Annotated in this window: 21 protein-coding genes and 1 pseudogene; 12 read left to right on the top strand and 10 right to left on the bottom strand. The window is 73.4% G+C overall.

Features of this window, described 5'->3' with window-relative positions:
- Window positions 1-54 precede the first annotated feature (54 nt).
- Complete coding sequence (locus tag ACZ5D2_RS16810) at window positions 55-546, top strand: hypothetical protein (RefSeq protein WP_468929947.1); 492 nt, start codon at window positions 55-57, stop codon at window positions 544-546.
- 47 nt (window positions 547-593) lie between these two features.
- Here ACZ5D2_RS16810 and ACZ5D2_RS16805 read toward each other — a convergent pair whose 3' ends face one another.
- Window positions 594-806 (bottom strand): hypothetical protein, encoded by a 213-nt coding sequence (locus tag ACZ5D2_RS16805; protein ID WP_468929944.1) that lies wholly within the window; start codon window positions 804-806, stop codon window positions 594-596.
- A 403-nt stretch (window positions 807-1,209) separates the two neighbouring features.
- Here ACZ5D2_RS16805 and ACZ5D2_RS16800 point away from each other — a divergent pair, with 403 nt between their 5' ends.
- Together ACZ5D2_RS16800 and ACZ5D2_RS16795 are read left to right on the top strand one after the other, a co-directional pair.
- The gene (locus ACZ5D2_RS16800) at window positions 1,210-1,482 is read left to right on the top strand and encodes a hypothetical protein (RefSeq protein WP_371674991.1); all 273 of its coding nucleotides are present in this window, start codon (window positions 1,210-1,212) and stop codon (window positions 1,480-1,482) included.
- 18 nt (window positions 1,483-1,500) lie between these two features.
- Window positions 1,501-1,695, top strand: a pseudogene (locus ACZ5D2_RS16795) (SAM-dependent methyltransferase); the annotation flags it as partial.
- Between the two features lie 28 nt (window positions 1,696-1,723).
- Here the strand turns inward: ACZ5D2_RS16795 and ACZ5D2_RS16790 are convergent.
- The 4 genes from ACZ5D2_RS16790 to ACZ5D2_RS16775 all read right to left on the bottom strand — a co-directional run bounded on the left by ACZ5D2_RS16790 (window position 1,724) and on the right by ACZ5D2_RS16775 (window position 5,599).
- Window positions 1,724-1,879 carry a hypothetical protein gene (locus ACZ5D2_RS16790; RefSeq protein WP_371674990.1) on the bottom strand — a complete coding sequence of 52 codons (156 nt, stop codon included), beginning with the start codon at window positions 1,877-1,879 and terminating at the stop codon, window positions 1,724-1,726.
- Between the two features lie 226 nt (window positions 1,880-2,105).
- Window positions 2,106-3,719, bottom strand: a complete 1,614-nt coding sequence (locus ACZ5D2_RS16785) for an alpha/beta fold hydrolase (RefSeq protein WP_371674989.1) — start codon at window positions 3,717-3,719, stop codon at window positions 2,106-2,108.
- A 67-nt stretch (window positions 3,720-3,786) separates the two neighbouring features.
- Window positions 3,787-5,001, bottom strand: coding sequence for a serine hydrolase domain-containing protein (locus ACZ5D2_RS16780; RefSeq protein ID WP_371674988.1), 1,215 nt, complete (start codon window positions 4,999-5,001; stop codon window positions 3,787-3,789).
- A 55-nt stretch (window positions 5,002-5,056) separates the two neighbouring features.
- Window positions 5,057-5,599, bottom strand: coding sequence for a YbaK/EbsC family protein (locus ACZ5D2_RS16775; RefSeq protein ID WP_468929939.1), 543 nt, complete (start codon window positions 5,597-5,599; stop codon window positions 5,057-5,059).
- 119 nt (window positions 5,600-5,718) lie between these two features.
- Here ACZ5D2_RS16775 and ACZ5D2_RS16770 point away from each other — a divergent pair, with 119 nt between their 5' ends.
- Window positions 5,719-6,252 carry a helix-turn-helix domain-containing protein gene (locus tag ACZ5D2_RS16770; RefSeq protein WP_371674986.1) on the top strand — a complete coding sequence of 178 codons (534 nt, stop codon included), beginning with the start codon at window positions 5,719-5,721 and terminating at the stop codon, window positions 6,250-6,252.
- 67 nt (window positions 6,253-6,319) lie between these two features.
- Entirely contained in the window at window positions 6,320-6,703 is a 384-nt protein-coding gene (locus tag ACZ5D2_RS16765; protein WP_371681065.1) for a MerR family transcriptional regulator, read from the top strand.
- 66 nt (window positions 6,704-6,769) lie between these two features.
- Here the strand turns inward: ACZ5D2_RS16765 and ACZ5D2_RS16760 are convergent, their stop codons facing one another.
- The gene (locus tag ACZ5D2_RS16760; RefSeq protein ID WP_468929935.1) at window positions 6,770-7,090 is read right to left on the bottom strand and encodes an ArsR/SmtB family transcription factor; all 321 of its coding nucleotides are present in this window, start codon (window positions 7,088-7,090) and stop codon (window positions 6,770-6,772) included.
- A 105-nt stretch (window positions 7,091-7,195) separates the two neighbouring features.
- Between ACZ5D2_RS16760 and ACZ5D2_RS16755 the strand changes: the two genes are divergently transcribed.
- The 3 genes from ACZ5D2_RS16755 to ACZ5D2_RS16745 all read left to right on the top strand — a co-directional run bounded on the left by ACZ5D2_RS16755 (window position 7,196) and on the right by ACZ5D2_RS16745 (window position 9,238).
- Window positions 7,196-7,504 (top strand): putative quinol monooxygenase, encoded by a 309-nt coding sequence (locus tag ACZ5D2_RS16755; RefSeq protein ID WP_468929932.1) that lies wholly within the window; start codon window positions 7,196-7,198, stop codon window positions 7,502-7,504.
- Between the two features lie 172 nt (window positions 7,505-7,676).
- A complete protein-coding gene (locus ACZ5D2_RS16750; protein WP_371674983.1) occupies window positions 7,677-8,084 on the top strand; it encodes a YciI family protein in 408 nt (135 codons plus the stop codon).
- A gap of 8 nt (window positions 8,085-8,092) precedes the next feature.
- Window positions 8,093-9,238 carry an RNA polymerase sigma factor gene (locus tag ACZ5D2_RS16745; RefSeq protein ID WP_468930167.1) on the top strand — a complete coding sequence of 382 codons (1,146 nt, stop codon included), beginning with the start codon at window positions 8,093-8,095 and terminating at the stop codon, window positions 9,236-9,238.
- A 167-nt stretch (window positions 9,239-9,405) separates the two neighbouring features.
- Here the strand turns inward: ACZ5D2_RS16745 and ACZ5D2_RS16740 are convergent, their stop codons facing one another.
- Complete coding sequence (locus ACZ5D2_RS16740; RefSeq protein WP_371674982.1) at window positions 9,406-10,023, bottom strand: TetR/AcrR family transcriptional regulator; 618 nt, start codon at window positions 10,021-10,023, stop codon at window positions 9,406-9,408.
- A 142-nt stretch (window positions 10,024-10,165) separates the two neighbouring features.
- Here ACZ5D2_RS16740 and ACZ5D2_RS16735 point away from each other — a divergent pair, with 142 nt between their 5' ends.
- On the top strand, window positions 10,166-11,626 hold the full coding sequence (locus tag ACZ5D2_RS16735; RefSeq protein WP_371674981.1) for an MFS transporter: 1,461 nt from the start codon (window positions 10,166-10,168) through the stop codon (window positions 11,624-11,626).
- A gap of 121 nt (window positions 11,627-11,747) precedes the next feature.
- On the opposite strand, the gene ACZ5D2_RS16730 is transcribed toward ACZ5D2_RS16735, so the two are convergent.
- Window positions 11,748-12,812: an alkene reductase gene (locus tag ACZ5D2_RS16730; RefSeq protein WP_371674980.1), complete on the bottom strand. Its 1,065-nt coding sequence runs from the start codon at window positions 12,810-12,812 to the stop codon at window positions 11,748-11,750.
- A 189-nt stretch (window positions 12,813-13,001) separates the two neighbouring features.
- Here ACZ5D2_RS16730 and ACZ5D2_RS16725 point away from each other — a divergent pair, with 189 nt between their 5' ends.
- Window positions 13,002-13,547: a MarR family winged helix-turn-helix transcriptional regulator gene (locus ACZ5D2_RS16725; protein WP_371674979.1), complete on the top strand. Its 546-nt coding sequence runs from the start codon at window positions 13,002-13,004 to the stop codon at window positions 13,545-13,547.
- A 187-nt stretch (window positions 13,548-13,734) separates the two neighbouring features.
- Here ACZ5D2_RS16725 and ACZ5D2_RS16720 read toward each other — a convergent pair whose 3' ends face one another.
- Window positions 13,735-14,700: a quinone oxidoreductase family protein gene (locus ACZ5D2_RS16720; RefSeq protein ID WP_468929926.1), complete on the bottom strand. Its 966-nt coding sequence runs from the start codon at window positions 14,698-14,700 to the stop codon at window positions 13,735-13,737.
- A gap of 96 nt (window positions 14,701-14,796) precedes the next feature.
- On the opposite strand from ACZ5D2_RS16720, the gene ACZ5D2_RS16715 reads away from it, so the two are divergent.
- Window positions 14,797-15,249, top strand: coding sequence for a MarR family winged helix-turn-helix transcriptional regulator (locus ACZ5D2_RS16715; protein WP_371681062.1), 453 nt, complete (start codon window positions 14,797-14,799; stop codon window positions 15,247-15,249).
- Between the two features lie 163 nt (window positions 15,250-15,412).
- Here ACZ5D2_RS16715 and ACZ5D2_RS16710 read toward each other — a convergent pair whose 3' ends face one another.
- On the bottom strand, window positions 15,413-15,985 hold the full coding sequence (locus tag ACZ5D2_RS16710) for a TetR/AcrR family transcriptional regulator (RefSeq protein WP_468929922.1): 573 nt from the start codon (window positions 15,983-15,985) through the stop codon (window positions 15,413-15,415).
- A gap of 118 nt (window positions 15,986-16,103) precedes the next feature.
- Between ACZ5D2_RS16710 and ACZ5D2_RS16705 the strand changes: the two genes are divergently transcribed.
- Window positions 16,104-16,544, top strand: a complete 441-nt coding sequence (locus tag ACZ5D2_RS16705; RefSeq protein ID WP_371674976.1) for a nuclear transport factor 2 family protein — start codon at window positions 16,104-16,106, stop codon at window positions 16,542-16,544.
- The last annotated feature ends 104 nt before the right edge of the window (window positions 16,545-16,648 follow it).

Here is a 16,648-nt window from a genome sequence, read left to right as displayed (position 1 = left end):
GCTCAGGGCGTGTAGGGCCCGCCCGGGCGGGCATCGCTGCCACGCTCGTCACCCATGGATGTCAGCACCTTCTACGCCCTCTTCTCCGCCACCTGCTTCACCCTGGTCGGCCTGTGGTGGAACGTGGTGCAGAACCATCCGGAATGGATGCGCGAACCAGCCCTGCGCAGGATCGTGGGCGGGATCTACCTGTCCTTCCTGCTGCCCGCCCTGATGGGACTCTTCGCCCAGGTCGGCGGCACGGAACAGCCACAGATCTGGCGGGCGGCCTTCATCGCCCTCGCCGTGGTCGGCTGCCTGTGCACCCTGAGGCTGCTCACCCGCGCCGGTGCCCGCGGCGACCACTTCGTCACCTGGCAGCAGGCCGGTGCCGCCCTGCTCTACCTGCTGATCGCCGTCGTCGGCGCGTTCCCCGAACTCGCCGTTCACATCGGCCTGCGCCCCATCCAGGCCGAGGCCCTCATACTGATCGCGCTGATCATCCTGGGCCACGCCCTCGTCTGGCGCTTCATGGCGGGGGAGGGCCGCCCGGCGGAACGACCGTGACCGGTGGCCCGCGGCGCCGTCGGGCCGGGCCCCGCCCCGTCGGCGCGTCAGCTCTCGCGGGCCATGACGCGCCGGGCCGCCTCGGCCTCGGCCGCGGGCGGAGACAGTTCGTCGAGGGTGTCGAGCTCGTCGTCCGACTCCAGCTCCTGCTCCCACGCCGCCGCGAGCCGCTCCTGCTCCTCGTGCGGACTGCCGGCGACGGCCTCCCGGTGCTGCGGATCCAGAGCCGCGAGGAACCGTCCGACCGCGTCCTTCGCCATGTGCCGTACTCCTTCTCGGTGGGGGAGGGGCGGCGCCGACCGCGGTGCCGCGCCCGGCCCAGGATGGCGAACCCGGCCGGTCCCGGCCGCCCGACACGGCACGCCACCACCCGAATGCCTGCCGGGACCGGGCGGTCCCCCTGCTCCCGGCCGGGTCCCAGGAGCGCGATGTGCCCCGGCCGGGCCCCCGTGGCGGGCCCGGCCGGGGCGCGAACGTCCAGCGGGTGCGGGCGCCATGGGGCTGCTCTAGCGTCGAAGGAGGGAGGGGCGCCCTGCCGAGCCGGTCCGGTACGGGGCCGGGCCCGGCGGCCGTCGCCGGCCGCGCGCTCGGCGCCGTTCCCCGGCGGATCCGGCACGCCCACGCGCCGGGCCGCGAGACGACCCCGGAGAGCAGGTACGTCCCATGCGCACGTCGACCCGTATCGCAGGTGTCCTCACCGGCCTGACCCTCGCACTCGGTGGCGCTTCCTTCGTCGCCCCCGCCGCCCACGCGGACGTCACGGCCTGCATCAACCAGGTCGAGCGGGAGCTGCAGGGCGGCGAGGCCCCGGACTCGGTCCGGATGGCGTGTTACGTCGGGCTGACCGGTGACCAGGCGCAGTGCGTCCGCGGCCTCACCGCCGGCGGCGTGACGAACGGCACCGCGGTGAGCGCGTGCCGGGTGGCGCCCGAGTAGGCGCTGCCCCCTACCGCAGCAGACCACCGGTGCTGGCGGACCCTGCCCGGACTGCTGCGCGAGGCAGGCCCGACCGACGTCAGGGCGGTGGCGGAGGGACTCGCCACCGACGAGGAGATCGACCGGCACCTGGCGAACGTCGCCACCGGACGCCTCGACCTGGCCACAGCCCCGATGATCTCCGCGATCTACGCCTGGGGCCGCCGCCCGTAACCCCCGGAACGCGCCCGGCCGGTGGCCGTCACACCCGGGAGGCCCCATCCGGCCGGACCCGGGCCAGTACCCGGTCCGCCAACTCCCCGGGAGACAGGGAACCGTCCAGGAACACGGTGCCGCCGGGCAGCGCACCGGCCGCGCCCACGCACGCCTCGATCCTGCCCTTGGCCCAGTGCCGCACCCGCTGCTCCCGCTCGGGATCGTCCGGGAAGAAGGTCCGGCCGTCGATCCGCTGCTCCAGGGTCTCCCGCGGGACCGTGAGGAAGAAAGACGATCAACGCGATCCCCCCGCCCCGGCCGTGTCCGCTTGTCGGAGCCGGTGATGCGGATCAGCATGCCGTGCGGCCGGGGCGGGGCCAAATCCTCCGTGCGGCTTCGGCGTTCGCGGTAGGGGCCCGCCGGGCCGGTCAGGTGCGCGGGCCCGTGTCGAAGGTGGGCGGCTTGACGCCGCTGACGCACCCGGTCTTCGGGGCCGTCGGGTCGTTGAGGAACGAGAGGGTGATCTCCTGCGCGCACGGGGACGCCGCGAAGGTCACGTGGGCGACGTACGGGATGGTGACGGCCGTGGCCCGGCTCAGCGTGCGGGCGGCGTACTCCCCGCTGCGCGCCCCGGTCTGGGCGTCGAACCCGCCCGACAGGACGAGGGTGGGGATGGCGCTGCGCGTCACGTCGCGGACCGAGCGCGGTGCGGCGGGAACCTTCCAGGCGTCGCAGTCGGCGTGGAGGAAGGTGAGCTGGGGAGCGTTGACCTGGACCGAGCGGGGGAAGGACGGGAACGCCGCCCGTCCGGCCCGCAGGGTGTCGGCCTCGCTCTCGAAGGGCACCCACTCCCGGCAGAACACCCCGTACGCCAGCCCGTGCGAGACCCGCCCGATCGCCTGGGGGCTGAACTTGGCGCCCGCCCACTGCTCGGCGATCCGCCGGGGGTTGCCGTGGGCGAGCTCGTCGAGGGAGCGGGGTACGCCGGCCGCCACGTGGGTGGCGGAGGTCATCCAGTTGACCAGCGTCCCGCCGTCCAGCACGACCTTCACCGGCTGCGCACGGCCCGGCACCTTGACGGTGGTGGTGACCGGTTTGGCTTCGAGCTGACGGACCAGGTGGTCGAAGGTGGCCGACAGGTTCGGGTAGCGGCGGTCGCACGCGGGCTGCCGTGCGCACGCCCGGAACAGGCCGTCGAAGCCCTGGCGGGCGCTGCTCCAGGTCAGGGCGGAACCGGCGGTGGACGGCGGCAGGATCCCGTCGATGCCGACGGACCGGATCCCCTGGGGGTGGTCGCGCATGTAGATGAGGGCCAGGTCGGTGCCGTAGGAGATGCCGAACACGTTCCACTGCGGCAGACCCAGCGCGAGGCGCAGGTCCGCGTAGTCGGTGGCGCTCTCGGTGCTGTCGTAGGCGCTGAGTTCGGCTCCGCGGCCGATCAGCTGCTCCCGGCAGGTGCGCGTGGCGTCGACGTGCAGGCGCTGCGTGGACGGCGCGTCGTAGACCAGGCCGACCGAGCGAGCGGCGAACTCGTCGATGCCGGGGCACGTCAGCACCGGGTCGGCCGAGTACGTGCCGCGCTGTGACATGAGGATGAGGTCGCGGTCGCGGTTGAGCCCGCCGTCGACCGCCAACTGGGCCTCCCCGACGGAGTCGTCGCCGGGGCCGCCGGCGAACCACACCACCGGGTCCGGCTTCGGCCGCTCCGTGGCCGCGGGCACGACGGCGACACCCAGGCTGATCTTCCGGCCCCCGGGCTCCGCACGGTTCTCGGGCACGGTGAGCGTCCCGCAACGGGCGCCCTTGAGGGCGGGAATCGGGTCCGGGGTCTTCGGGCAGGGGCCCGGCTCGTAGTGGGCGTCGCCGACCGTGCGCGGGGTCGTGCCGATCGCCGTTCCGGCGGCAGGACTCGGGCCACCGACGGCGCCGTGGGCGGGAGCCGCCACGAGGCCGGTGACGAGGATGCCGGTCGCCAGCCCGGCCGGCACGGCACGCAGGCGCCGTACGGCGCGGCGGCGGCGGGGTGCTTCGGTGGGTCCCATCAGGCCTCCCGGTCACTTCGGAGCGATCCTGAGCGGTTTCGGTGCGAGGTCGGCGACGCGGGGACGGTCACGGCATCGAGAGGGCCCGTCCGGGGGCCAGGGCCGCGGAAATGCGTTCGGCGATGGTCTGGGCCGAGTTGCCTTCGGGGCTCTTGGGGCCCTTCGTCACGGACACGGAGATGGCGAGTTTCCGGGCGGGCAGATAGGCCTGGACGGCCGCGTAGCCGGAGAACGACGGGTTCGTCAGGATCCAGCCGTCGACGACTATCACTCCCAGGCCGAAGTGCCGGGCCGCGGTGTTGGTCAGCAGACAGACACTGGCCGGGCAGGACGGCGTCGCGTGGCCCAGGCCGACGGTCCCCGGGTCGAGTTGGGTCCGGAAGGATCCCGCCGACAGCAGCTCCCCGGTCCCCACGCCACGCGCGGACCGGTCGAGGTCGCAGATGTCCTGCACCAGGACCGCGCCGCGGGCCGTGGTCCACGAGGGGTTCCAGAAGGTGGACTCCTCATAGGTGCCGCGCTCGGAGGTGAAGGAGTGCAGGACGGGGTCCGGGATCTGAGGTGTGTACTGGTTGCTGGTCGCGGTCAGCCCGAGAGGCTTGAACACGCGCTGCGTGAGCAGCCGGTCCAGCGGGAGGCCGCCGATCTTCTCCAGCGCGGCGCCGAGGATCGCGAAATTGGCGTGCGAATAGTCCCAGTTGGTCCCCGGCCGGTAGAGGAGGGGCTGCTTCGTCGCGATCGCGATGACCTCGGCCGGCGTCCACTGGCGGAACGGGTCGGCCTTGAGCTCCGCGAGGAAGGCGGGGTCGGTCACGTAGTCGTGCAGGCCGGAGGTGGAGCTGCCGAGCATCCGCAGGGTGATGTCCGAGCCGTGCGGTACGTCCGGCAGCCAGCGGGACACCGGGTCGTCGAGCGAGGCCTTGCCCTCGTCGACGAGCTGGAGGAGGACGATGCCCATGTAGACGATCGCCACGGAACCCGTACGGAAGCGCATCGACGGTTGGGCCGGGACGCCCGTCATCGATGTGCCGAGAGCGGTGGTGAGCACGTCCCGGCCGTCGGAGGAGACGCGCAGCACCACCGAGTTCAGCCCGAGTTCCCGCTGGGACCGCCGGGCGATCGCGAGGACCGTCCGCGCGTCGCCCCCGGCCGGTTCGGGCGATGCGGCGCAGGCCGCGGACGGTACGGGCGCGGCCTGCGCCGGGCCCGTGGCGACCCCGGCCGGCAGGACCGTGCCCAGCAGGCCGGCGATGCAGAGCAGCACCGTACGCGTCCGCCTCATCCACTCAGTATGGGCGGACCCGTCGGGCGGCGCGCGCGGTGCGCGGCGGACCCGGTCAGGCAGGCTCCGAGGCCGTCCGCGGGCCGACCGGGAGCAGGCGGCCGCCGGTGAGCCACAGCAACTCGTCGGCGGTGGTGGGGAACACCGTGTGCGGGGTCCCCGCGGCCGCCCAGATCCGGGCGTGGCCGGTGAGCGCCTCGTCGACGACGGTGGGCAGGGGGCGGGGGTGTCCGACGGGGGCGACCCCGCCGATGGCCTGTCCGGTGGCCTCGCGGACCTGCTCGGGGGTGGCCCGGCGGAGTTCGGGGCGACCCCACCGGGCGGCGAGGGCCGTCGTGTCGACCCGGTGCCGCCCGCTGGTGAGGACGAGGACGGGCTCGTCCCCCGAGAGGAACACCAGGCTGTTGGCGATGGCCCCGATGTCGCACCGCAGGGCCTCCGCGGCCTCGGCGGCCGTCCGGGCGGAGCGGTCGAGTCGGCGCACCTGTCCGGGGACGCCGGCCGCGGCGAGGGCGCGGGCCACCTCCGCTGACCGGGCGGGCAGGGCGGACGCGGACGGCGGGGCGGGCGGGGCGGGGGTGGCGTGCTCGGGCTCCACGGGGCGCTCCTTCGGCTGGGCGTTCCACATACAGAACGTTCTGTATGTGGAACGATAGGGTGAGGCGCGGAAGCGCGGCAAGTGGATCGAGCGGGGCTCGGGGGGGAAGGAGGCGTCGCGTGGATCTGGCGGCTGAGGTGGGCGCCCGGGTGCGGGCACTGCGGACGGAGCGCGGGATGTCGCTGTCGGAGCTGGCCCGCAGGTCGGGGATCGGCAAGGGCACGCTCTCGGAGCTGGAGAGCGGACGCCGCAACCCCACCCTGGAGACGCTCTACGCGCTCACGACCGCTCTGGAGCTCCCGCTCAGCACGGCGCTGCACACGACGGGGCTGCCCGCGCGGCTGTCGGGCGCGGCGGTGGACGCGGTCCTCACCGAGCGGTTCGAGGATGCCGCGGCGGTCACGGAGACCTACCGGATCCGCATCCGCGCCGGATCGGTCCAGGAGTCCACCGGGCACACGGCCGGGGCGACGGAGCACATCGTCGTCCTGGGAGGGACGGCCCACGTGGGCGAGCTCGCGGCGCCGCCCCGGCGGGTCGGGCCGGGCGAACACGCCGGCTGGGCGGCCGACGTACCGCACCTGTACGGCGCCGCGGAGGAGGACGTCGACGCGCTCCTCGTGGTCCGCTACCCCCGCCGGGCCATCTCGTAGCGGTACGTGGCGACATGGTAGAAGTGGGCGTCGACGGCGGGTTCGAGCAGCGGTGTTCGGGGTGGGCGTGCGGATCGGTGAGCTGGCGCGGCGCAGCGGGGTGAGCGAGCGTTCCCTGCGGTACTACGAGACGCAGGAACTGCTGCGCGCGGAGCGCACCCCCGGCGGCCACCGGGACTACGGCGAGTGGGCGGTCGACCGCGTCGTACGCATCCAGACCCTCTACGCCGCCGGTCTGAACAGCAGGAAGATCGCACAGCTCCTGCCCTGCATGCGGGACGCGGACGGCAGCCCGAGCGAGGTCGCCACCCCGCAGCTGGTCGACGAGCTCACCTCGGAACGCGACCGGATCAACCGCCTCATCACCGACCTGGTCCGCTCCCGAGACGTCCTGGACGAGGTGATCGACACGGCCTCGCGCGACGCGGCACCGGGAGGGGGCCGCGCGTAGGGACGGCGCAGTTGCGGCTGCCGCGGCCCGCCGCGCGCTGTCCTGACAGGACGCCAGGAAAGGGCCCTAAAGGGGTTCGGGCTCGGCCGTCAGGAGGGCGAGGAGACCCGGGAAGCGGGCCTCGATCCCGGAGCGTCGCAGCGTGGCCATCCGGCTGTTGCCCCGGTCGACCTGGCGGATCAGGCCGGCCTCGCGCAGAGTGCGGAAGTGATGGGTGACCGTCGCCTTCGAGACGGGCAGCGCGAAGGAGGCGCAGGTGCGTGCCGCGCCTTCCGGCGCCGAGGCCAGTTCGCGCACCACGCGGCGGCGCAGCGGATCGGCCAGCGCCGACAGCACCTTGCCCAACTCCATCTCCTCGACGGCCGGATGGCCCTCCTCGTCGGGCATGGTGGCGACATCCTTCCGTAGGTACGGATTGAATCGTACCTCCTGTGGCTGCTACCGTCGGGTAGGTACGAATTCAGTCGTACCTATCTGTGGGGGAGAACTCTGATGGACCAGCTCGTCACGCTCGTCGGCACTGCCCGTCCCAAGCCCGAACGCGCCGAGGACCTCAAGCGGTTGCTCCTCTCCTTCGTGGAGCCCACCCGGCAGGAGCCGGGATGCCTGGAGTACCACTTCCACGAGGACGGCGGGCAGCCCGGCGTCTTCGTCTTCTACGAGGTGTGGCGCAGCCGGGCCGACCTGGACGCCCATCTGGCGCTGCCGCACCTGAGCGACTTCTGGGAGCACCGGATGGACTACCTGGCCACCGACCTGGAGCTCCGCTTCCTGGAGATGCGCAGCCCCTACGGCCACTGACGACCTCGCGACCGACGGGCGGCACCGGGGCGCGCCGGCCCGGCGATGCGGTCGGCCGGCGAGGGCCGGGAAAAGATGTGGCTCGCGATGTCGAGAAGCCGTGCCCGGCTCCGTCCCCGCAGTGAACGCGACCACAATGGGTCGCACCCGCACCGCACCGAGGAGAGCCATCATGGCCAAGTACCTGCTGCTCAAGCACTACCGCGGCGCCCCGACCCCGGTCAACGACGTGCCCATGGACCAGTGGACGCCGCAGGAGATCTCGGACCACGTGCAGTACATGAACGACTTCGCGGCCCGGCTCGAAGGGACCGGCGAGTTCGTCGACGGCCAGGCACTCGCCCCCGAGGGCACCTTCGTCCGCTACGACGGCGAAGGCCGCCCGCCCGTCACCGACGGCCCCTTCGCCGAGACCAAGGACCTCATCGCGGGCTGGATGATCATCGACGTCGACAGCTACGAACGCGCCGTCGAGCTGGCCGGGGAACTCTCGGCCGCTCCCGGGGCGGGCGGGAAGCCGATCCACGAGTGGCTCGAACTGCGCCCCTTCCTGGGCACCCACCCCACCGTCACGGAGTGACCCTCGCCATGGACGAGGCCCGCCTCCGGAGCCTGACGCCCGGCGTGCTCGCCGTCCTCGTCCGCCGCGGAGCCGACTTCGCGGCGGCCGAGGACGCCGTACAGGACGCCCTGGTCGAGGCGGTGCGCGTCTGGCCGGACGACCCGCCGCGCGACCCGAAGGGCTGGCTGGTCACCGTGGCCTGGCGCCGCTTCCTCGACACGGCCAGGGCCGACACCACCCGCCGGCGGCGCGAGGACCGCGTCGACCGGGAGCCGCCGCCCGGCCCCGCACCGGGAGCGGACGACACCCTCTGGCTCTACTTCCTCTGCGCCCACCCCGCGCTGACCTCGTCCTCGGCGGTCGCGCTCACCCTGCGCGCCGTCGGCGGGCTCACCACCCGCCAGATCGCCCGGGCCTACCTGGTGCCCGAGGCGACCATGGCGCAGCGCATCAGCCGGGCCAAGCGCACCGTCTCCGGCGTGCGCCTGGACCGGCCCGGCGACGTCTCCACCGTGCTGTGCGTGCTCTACCTGGTCTTCAACGAGGGCTACTCCGGCGACCTCGACCTCGCCGCCGAGGCCATCCGCCTCACCCGGCAGCTCGCGGCCGCGATCGACCACCCCGAGGTGGCGGGACTGCTCGCCCTCATGCTGCTCCACCACGCCCGGCGCGCCGCCCGGACCGCGTCCGACGGCAGCCTGGTCCCGCTCTCCGCGCAGGACCGGGGCCGGTGGGACACGCGGGCGATCGCCGAGGGCGTCGGCATCCTGCAGGCGGCCCTCGCCCGCGACCGGCTGGGCGAGTACCAGGCCCAGGCCGCGATCGCGGCACTCCACGCCGACGCGCCGACCGCCGCGGAAACCGACTGGATGCAGATCGTCGAGTGGTACGACGAGCTCGGCCGGCTGACCGACAGCCCGGTCGTCCGGCTCAACCGCGCGGTGGCCGTCGGGGAGGCCTACGGCCCGCGCGCCGGCCTGACGGCCCTGGCGGCCCTGGACGACTCCCTGCCCAGGCACACCGCCGTGGCGGCCTACCTCCACGAACGCGACGGCGACCCGGCAACGGCGGCACGCCTGTACGCCGAGGCGGCCCGCAAGGCGTCCAGCCTCGCCGAACGCGACCACCTGACCCGCCAGGCGGCCCGGCTCAACGCCCACCGCAACCGGTGACGCCCGACGCCCACCGCCGGGGCGCCGCGCACCGCGGCGCGGGGGTGTGGGCACCTGCGCGGAGGGGGAGGGGCAGGTGCCCACGGGTGACGGCCGGGGGCCGCTCGCCGAGTCGGCCGTCGATTCCAGCGTAGGCCCCGCGGCCGGACGGGCCGATTCGGGCGGGCTCAGGCCTGCGGCCTGCGCAGCAGCGCGGGAGCGGGATTCGGCAGGGGGCTGGCCGCGGCGGGGGTCAGACCGTCCAGGACCAGGGTCACGTAGCGCCGCCAGCCCCCCTCGGCCGGATCCATGGTCCACAGCACGCTCACGAGCATGCCCATGACCCGCTTCAGGTCGTCGGGCACGAGGTCCGCCCGGATCACCCCGTCCCGCTGGCCCCGGACCACCACCGGGTCGAGCGCGTCGAAGAAGCGGGCGCTCGTTTCCGCGGTGAAGATACCGGCGTTCCGCGCGGCGGTGAGTACGTGGTGCTCGTCGGCCGCCGAGGTCAGGGCGGCCTCGATCACGGTGGTCAGCCCGCGGCGCGCGTCCTCGTCCGTGAGGGCGCGGTCGATGGCGGGGAGGACGTCCTGGGTGAACTGCTGGTCCAGTACCGCCCGCAGGAGGGCCGCCTTGTCGGGGAACCGGCGGAACAGGGTCGCGATGCCCACGCCGGCCCGCCGGGCGATCTCGTCGAGCGGCACTTCGGGCCCTTGCTCGGCGTACACGTCGCGGGCCGCCCGGACGATCTTCTCGACATTGCGCGCGGCGTCGGCGCGTAGGGGCCGGGGGGTATCGGTGGGCACGGCCCAAGCCTAACAACCGAGGGCCGACCGCCAGTTCGAGTTGACACCCCGCGTGTCCTGAAGTGATAGTTGACTACTGAATAGAGGGTGCCCCCACCCTCGCATCCCCGCACCCCCGAACCGCGCCCTTAGGGATCCCGTCATGCCTCAGCCGCCCGCGGCTCCGCACACCGGCAAAGTGATCGCCACGCTCGCACTGGCGGGCGTCACGGCGGCCGTCATGCAGACCCTGGTCACTCCGCTCCTGGCCGACCTGCCGACACTCCTCCACACCTCCTCCTCCAACTCCGCGTGGGTCGTCACCGCCACCCTCCTGGTCGCCGGAGTGTGCGTGCCCATCAGCGGGCGCCTCGGGGACATGGTCGGCAAGCGCCGCATGCTCCTGGCCTGCGCCGTGCCGCTGATCATCGGATCGGTGGTGTGCGCGCTGTCCGACGGCGTCGTCCCGATGATCGTCGGGCGCGGCCTGCAGGGCGTCGGAATGGGCATGATCCCCCTGGGCATAGCCCTGCTCCGCGACGTCGTGCCCGCCGAGAAGCTCAGCTCCTCCATCGCCCTGGTCAGCGCCTCGATGGGCATCGGCGGCGGCATCGGCCTCCCGCTCTCCGCGGCGGTCGCGCAGTACGCCGACTGGCGCTTCCTGTTCTGGGGCGCGGCGGCGCTCGCCGCCGCCGTCGCCGGCATGATCCTGGCCTTCGTCCCCGACGTCCCGGCGGGCGCCAAGGGGCAGCGCTTCGACTTCGTCGGCGCGCTGGGCCTGGCCGTGGGCCTGGTGTGCCTGCTGCTCGCCGTCTCCAAGGGGGCCGACTGGGGCTGGGGCTCGGCCGCCACCGTCACACTGTCCGCCGGTGCCGCCGTGGTCCTGGCCGCCTGGGGGTGGTTCGAGTGGCGCACCACCGACCCGCTGGTGGACCTGCGCACCACCGTCCGCCCGCGCGTCCTGCTCACGAACCTCGCCTCGGTCTTCATCGGCTTCGGCATGTACGCGAGCATGCTGGTCGTCCCGCAGTTGCTCCAGTACCCCGAGGCCACCGGCTACGGCCTGGGGCAGTCGATGCTGGCCGCCGGCCTGTGGATGCTGCCCGGCGGCCTGATGATGATGGTCGTGTCCCCGCTGGGGGGCCGCCTCACCAACGCCCGAGGCCCCAAGGTCACGCTCGTCTGCGGCGCGGTCGTACTCGCCGCCGGATACGGGGTGGCGCTCCTGCTGGCCGGGACGGCGCCGGGCCTCATGGTCGCCGCCATGGTGATCAACAGCGGGGTCGCCCTCGCCTACGGAGCCATGCCGGCCCTGATCATGGGCGCCGTGCCCCTCGCGGAGACCGGTGCCGCCAACGGCTTCAACACGCTGATGCGCTCCCTGGGCACCTCGACCGGCGCCGCCGTCGTCGGCGTGGTCCTGGCCCGGATGACCACCACGGCCGGGGGGTTCACCTTCACCTCCGAGAGCGGCTTCCGCACCGGGCTGCTGCTGGGCGGCGCGCTCGCACTGGTCTCCGCGGGCGTCGCCGCCCTCATCCCGGCCCCCCGGGTGGAACCGCCCGCCACCAGGGGCGCGGAGGGGCCGGCGACGGAGACCGCAGGCGCGGCCGCGAGCGCCTGACGGGAGCCGCGCAGCGGGAGCCGCGTAACGGGAGCCGCGCGACACGAGCCGAGGGCCGGGAGTCGCGCTCCCGGCCCTCGGCTCGTGTTGCGTGGTGGGCCCCCGACCGGTGCTTCCCGGTTCAGCGGGCCGGGTAGTCCGTGTAGCCGCGGGCGTCGCCCCCGAAGAACGTGGACGGGTCCGGCGTGTTGTACGGGCCTTCGGTGCGCAGGCGCTCGGGCAGGTCGGGGTTGGCCAGGAAGAGGGCGCCGAAGGCGAGCAGGTCGGCGGTGCCGTCCTCGATCAGGGTGAGGGCCCGGTGATCGGTGGGGCCCTCGGTCGCCGGGTTCAGCACGAGCGGGCCGGTGAACTGCTTGCGCAGCACGAGGGTGGTTTCCCGGGCCTCGGGGCCGTGCTCCAGGACGTGGAGGTAGGCGAGGCCGAGCCCGTCGAGCTCCTTGACCAGCGCCTCGTACGTCGGCTGCGGGTCGGGCTCGGAGATGTCGTTGTACGTGTTCCCGGGCGACACGCGCAGGGCGGTGCGTTCGGCGCCGATCGCGGCGGCCACCGCCCGGACCACCTCCACCGCGAAGCGGATCCGGTTCTCCACCGGGCCGCCCCACTCGTCGGTGCGCCGGTTCGAGCCGGGGGCGAGGAACTGGTGGATCAGGTAACCGTTGGCCCCGTGCAGCTCCACCCCGTCGAAGCCGGCCTCCACCGCGTTGCGGGCCGCCTGGGCGTAGGCGGCGACGGTTTCCCGCACCTCGGCCCCGGTCAGCTCGTGCGGGGTCACGAAGTCCTTCATGCCGTCGCCGGTGAACAGCTGTCCCCGGGGGGCCAGTGCGGACGGGGCCACGGGTACGAGGCCGTCGGGCAGCAGCGACGGGTGGCCGATCCGGCCGGAGTGCATCAGCTGGGCGAAGATCCGGCCACCGGCCGCGTGCACGGAATCGGTGACCTCGCGCCAGGCCGCCACCTGCTCGGCGCTGTGCAGCCCCGGGGTGAACGGGTAGCCCTGCCCGACGGCGGAAGGCTGGATGCCCTCGCTGATGAGCAGGCCGGCGGAGGCGCGCTGGGTGTAGTACTCGGTGACGAGGGCCGTCGCGACGCCACCCTCGCCCGCGCGGCTGCGCGTCATGGGGGCCAGGGCGATCCGGTTGGACAGGGTGACGCCGGGAATACGTACCGGTTCGAACGCGCTGGTCATCTTCGCCTCGCAAAGATAGAAGATAGTTGGTCGGCCAATGATTGGCTGTGGATGCAGCGTACCCCATTGCTTGGCCGACCAATCAAATAGGGCCGACGGGTAGGATTCGTGTGACGGCGGCGGGTCGCCGCCTCCAGGGGCGACGGTCGGTGACCGGATCCGACACACCCCTTCAGGAGGAGCGACCCGATGACTGCGGAACCCGTTCAGGAGCCGCGCACCGCGCCGGGGTGCGTGGCGGTGCCCAGTGCCGTGCTGGACGGGCCGGTGAGTCACGCGATCAGCCGGGTCTCCCGCCTGCACCGGATCGCGGCGGGCCGGGTCCTGCGCGAACTGGGGCTTCACCCCGGGCAGGAATTCCTGATGATGCACCTCTGGGACAGCGGTGCGGTGCGCCAGTCCGAGCTGATCAAAGCGGTGGGCCTCGACCCCTCCACGGTGACCAAGATGCTCCAGCGCCTGGAGCACGCCGGCCATGTGCGCCGCCGCCCCGACCCGTCCGACCGGCGGGCCTCACTGGTGGAGGCGACGGAGGCCAGTTGCGGCCTGCTGGTCGAGGTCCGCAGGGCCTGGGGCGAGCTGGAAGGCCAGACCCTGGAGGGCCTGGACGCCACCGAGCGGGCCGAACTGACCCGCCTCCTGGGCAAGGTCGAGGCCGCGTTGTGGACGGAGCTCACCCGCGGAGGCGATGCGGGCTGCGGCGCCGCGTCCAAGGCGTCGGATCCCTGCCCGTGAGTCGGGGGTCCCGCGTCTCGGATGCGCGATCGCCCGTGAGGTGGGGCGGATCTCCGAAGGCCGCACGAAGGTGCGTACCGGAACGCTGTGCCGGGCCCTTGAGGGCCGGGCCCCCTGGAACAGCGCCTGATCACCGTCCACGACGAGGAGGCGGTCGACGGACGCGGTCTCGTCCCGCGCGGCGGCGTCACTCCCCATCGGCGTCCTCGGCGACGCGGAGGACGGACTTGCCGGGAGCGGTCCCCTCGGCCAGGCCCCGCACGGCCAGGGCGAGGTCGCCGAGGGCGTACTCGGCCGTGATGTCCACGCGGACCGTGCCGTCGGCGACGAGGTCGAGTGCGCGGCGGGCGCTGTCGGCGAGCCGCTCGGGGTGCGTCCGGGCGAGCAGGTTGCTGTTGTATGTCAGCAGCGACTTGCCCTCCATGAGGAGGGCGTCGGCGTCCACGGCGACCGCTTCGTGCGCGGTGAGATTCCCGTAGGCCACCAGGCGGCCGTGTGCCGCCAGCCGCTCAAGGCCGCCGGCACGGGTCGGGCCGCCGACCGGGTCGAGGATGACGTCGGGCCCCTCGTCGCCGAGTCCGGACGGGAAGTCCTTGCGGAGCAGCAGCTCGTCGTACCCGAACCGCGCGGCGTACCGGGCCCTTTCGGCGGTGCCGACCACACCGACGACACGGCGCGCCCCGGCCAGCCGGGCGAACTGGGCCGCGAGCGTGCCGACGGAGCCGGCGGCGGCATGGATCAGCACGCTGTCTCCCGGCCGCACCCGCCCGACGGTGTTGACCAGGTCGTAGGCGGTCGGCGCACCCCAGCCGAGCCCCGCTGCCGTCCTGAGCGGCAGGTCGCCGACGGCCAGTGCGAGCGCGGCGGGCGCCAGGACGACCTCGGCGTGGGCGCCCGAGGTCGTCAGCGCGGTGACGGCCTCGCCGACGCGGCCCGTGTCGACGCCGGCGCCGACCGCGACGACGCGTCCGGATGCCTCGAACCCCGGGACGAAGGGGCGCGGTACGGCGAAGCGGCCGTCCCGGACCATGGCGTCACCCCACTGGATCCCGGCGTAGGCGACACGGATCGCGACCTGCCCGGGGCCCGGAACGGGCGTATCGACCTCGGTGACCCGGTAGCGGTCATCGGTATCGAGAACGACGGCCTTCATGATTACAGCCTCCTGCGTCGACTCAGTATCCTTATATCCGAGGACGGTAGATGTATCAGGTACCTGAGTCAACCCATGGACCTGAGAGTTGAAGGGATGTGTGTGGTGGAAGCCCCGGTCGAGAACGGTCTCTGCGCCCGGATCAGGCGCTCGGAGCAGGCGCTGATGGCGCATCACGAGTCGGTGCTGCGCGCCTACGGGCTGACCATGACGCAGTACACCGTGCTGTTGGTCCTCGCGCGCGAGGACGGCATGTCCGGCGCTCAGCTGTCGCGGGCGTGCGGCGTCACGCAGCAGACCATGAGCAGCGTGCTGACGAACATGGAGGCCAAGGGTCTGATCCGCCGCGAGACGTCACCCGTCCACGCCAAGGTGCAGATCGCCACCCCGACCGATGCCGGACGGGACCTGCTGGACCGCGCCTACGGAGAGGTGGCCGTCCTGGAGCGCGCGCTCGCCGAGGCCTTCACGCCCGCCGAACACGCTTCCCTGTGCGAACTCCTGGAGCGCGCCACCGCCGTCCTCGTCCGGCAGACCCGTTCCGCCTAGGCGCCGCCCGGTCGAACCCGGGCCCCGCGGTGGCATCCGGGGTTCTGTCGCGATCCCGGCGTGGCGGCCGCGTCGCGGCGGGACGCGGGGGCCGGGCCGGTCGTAGGGGCACGCCCCCGTCGGCGCCCGGTGCCGTCGGGCCCGGTTCAGGTCGTCGGGCGTCTCAGCGTGGCCGCATTCCGTCCAAGACCACCTCGAAGATCCGCTCCCGGGGTGCCGGATCCGCTCCCAGCTGCTCCAGGGCCCTGCCGGTGCCGGCCAGGAGGGCGATGAACTCCGGCAGGCCCAGCTCCGGGCGGACCGCCCCGGCCCGCTGCGCCCCGGCCAGCAGATCGCCCAGCCGGGCCTGGATCTCCACGGTCGGCCCCTGCAGGGACGCGTGGACGTCCACCCCGGCCGCGGCGAGGGCCTGGGCCAGCTCGTTCTTTCCCTCGGACTGCTCCACCACCAGGCGGAAGCAGGCGAAGAAGGCTTCGACGGGACCCGCCTCGGCGGCCAGTCGCGCCGTCCGGGCCGCCATTTCCTCCAGCCTGCCCACCATCACCGCCTCCAGCAGCGCCTCCTTGGTCGGGAAGTGCCTGAAGAGCGTGCCGACTCCGACCCCGGCGATGCGCGCGATCTCCTCGGTCGGTACGCCGACGCCACGGGTGGTGAACACCTCCGTGGCCACGTCCAGCAGCCTGGCCCGGTTACGGGCCGCGTCCGCCCGCAGCGGACGCTCCCGAGCGTCACCCATCCCTCTCCCACCCTTCGCCGTCGACGGCGGAACCCTGGACAACCGGAGTCTCCAGTCCGTATCGTCGAAACGGAGTTGCCAGTCCGATTCTAGCCGTGGATCACACCGGAGGTTCGTCATGTCCGAAGCCCTGTCGCCGCGCGAGGTCTTCCAGAAGCTGATCGAAGGAATCGGTGCGGGACGGTACACGGAGCTCGCGGAGTTCTACGCCGAGGACGCCGTGGTGGAGACGGTCCTCGCGCCGGTCGGTCCGCGCCGGGTCGAGGGACGGGCCGCGCTCGCGGAGCGGTTCGCCCGGGTCGCCGCGAGTTCGCCCCTGGAACTGACCCCGGCGAACGTGGTCGTGCGGGAGACCGACGACGCGGAGGTGATCGTCGCCGAGTTCGACTACCACGTGTACCACCGGGTCACCGGACGGAGTTTCGAGGCCGCCAACATCCAGGTGCTACGGGTCCGCGACGGCCTGATCGTCAGCAGCCGGGACTACCACGACCACCTCGCCCTCGCCGTGGCCGGCGGCAACCTGCCCGAGCTGGTGGCGGCCCTGGAAGGCGCGTAGCGGCCCCTCGTGCCGCCCCCCGTGACCAGCCGTGTGCCGGCCGGAGGCTTCGAGGGGCCGCCACGCCCGGCGCGGCGTAGCCTCGTGCTCAGGGCCCAGTCGTC

It is taken from the genome of Streptomyces sp. NPDC031479 (assembly GCF_055581065.1).
Note: the sequence above shows the minus strand (reverse complement) of the source record. Positions and strands in the feature narration are given on the sequence as shown.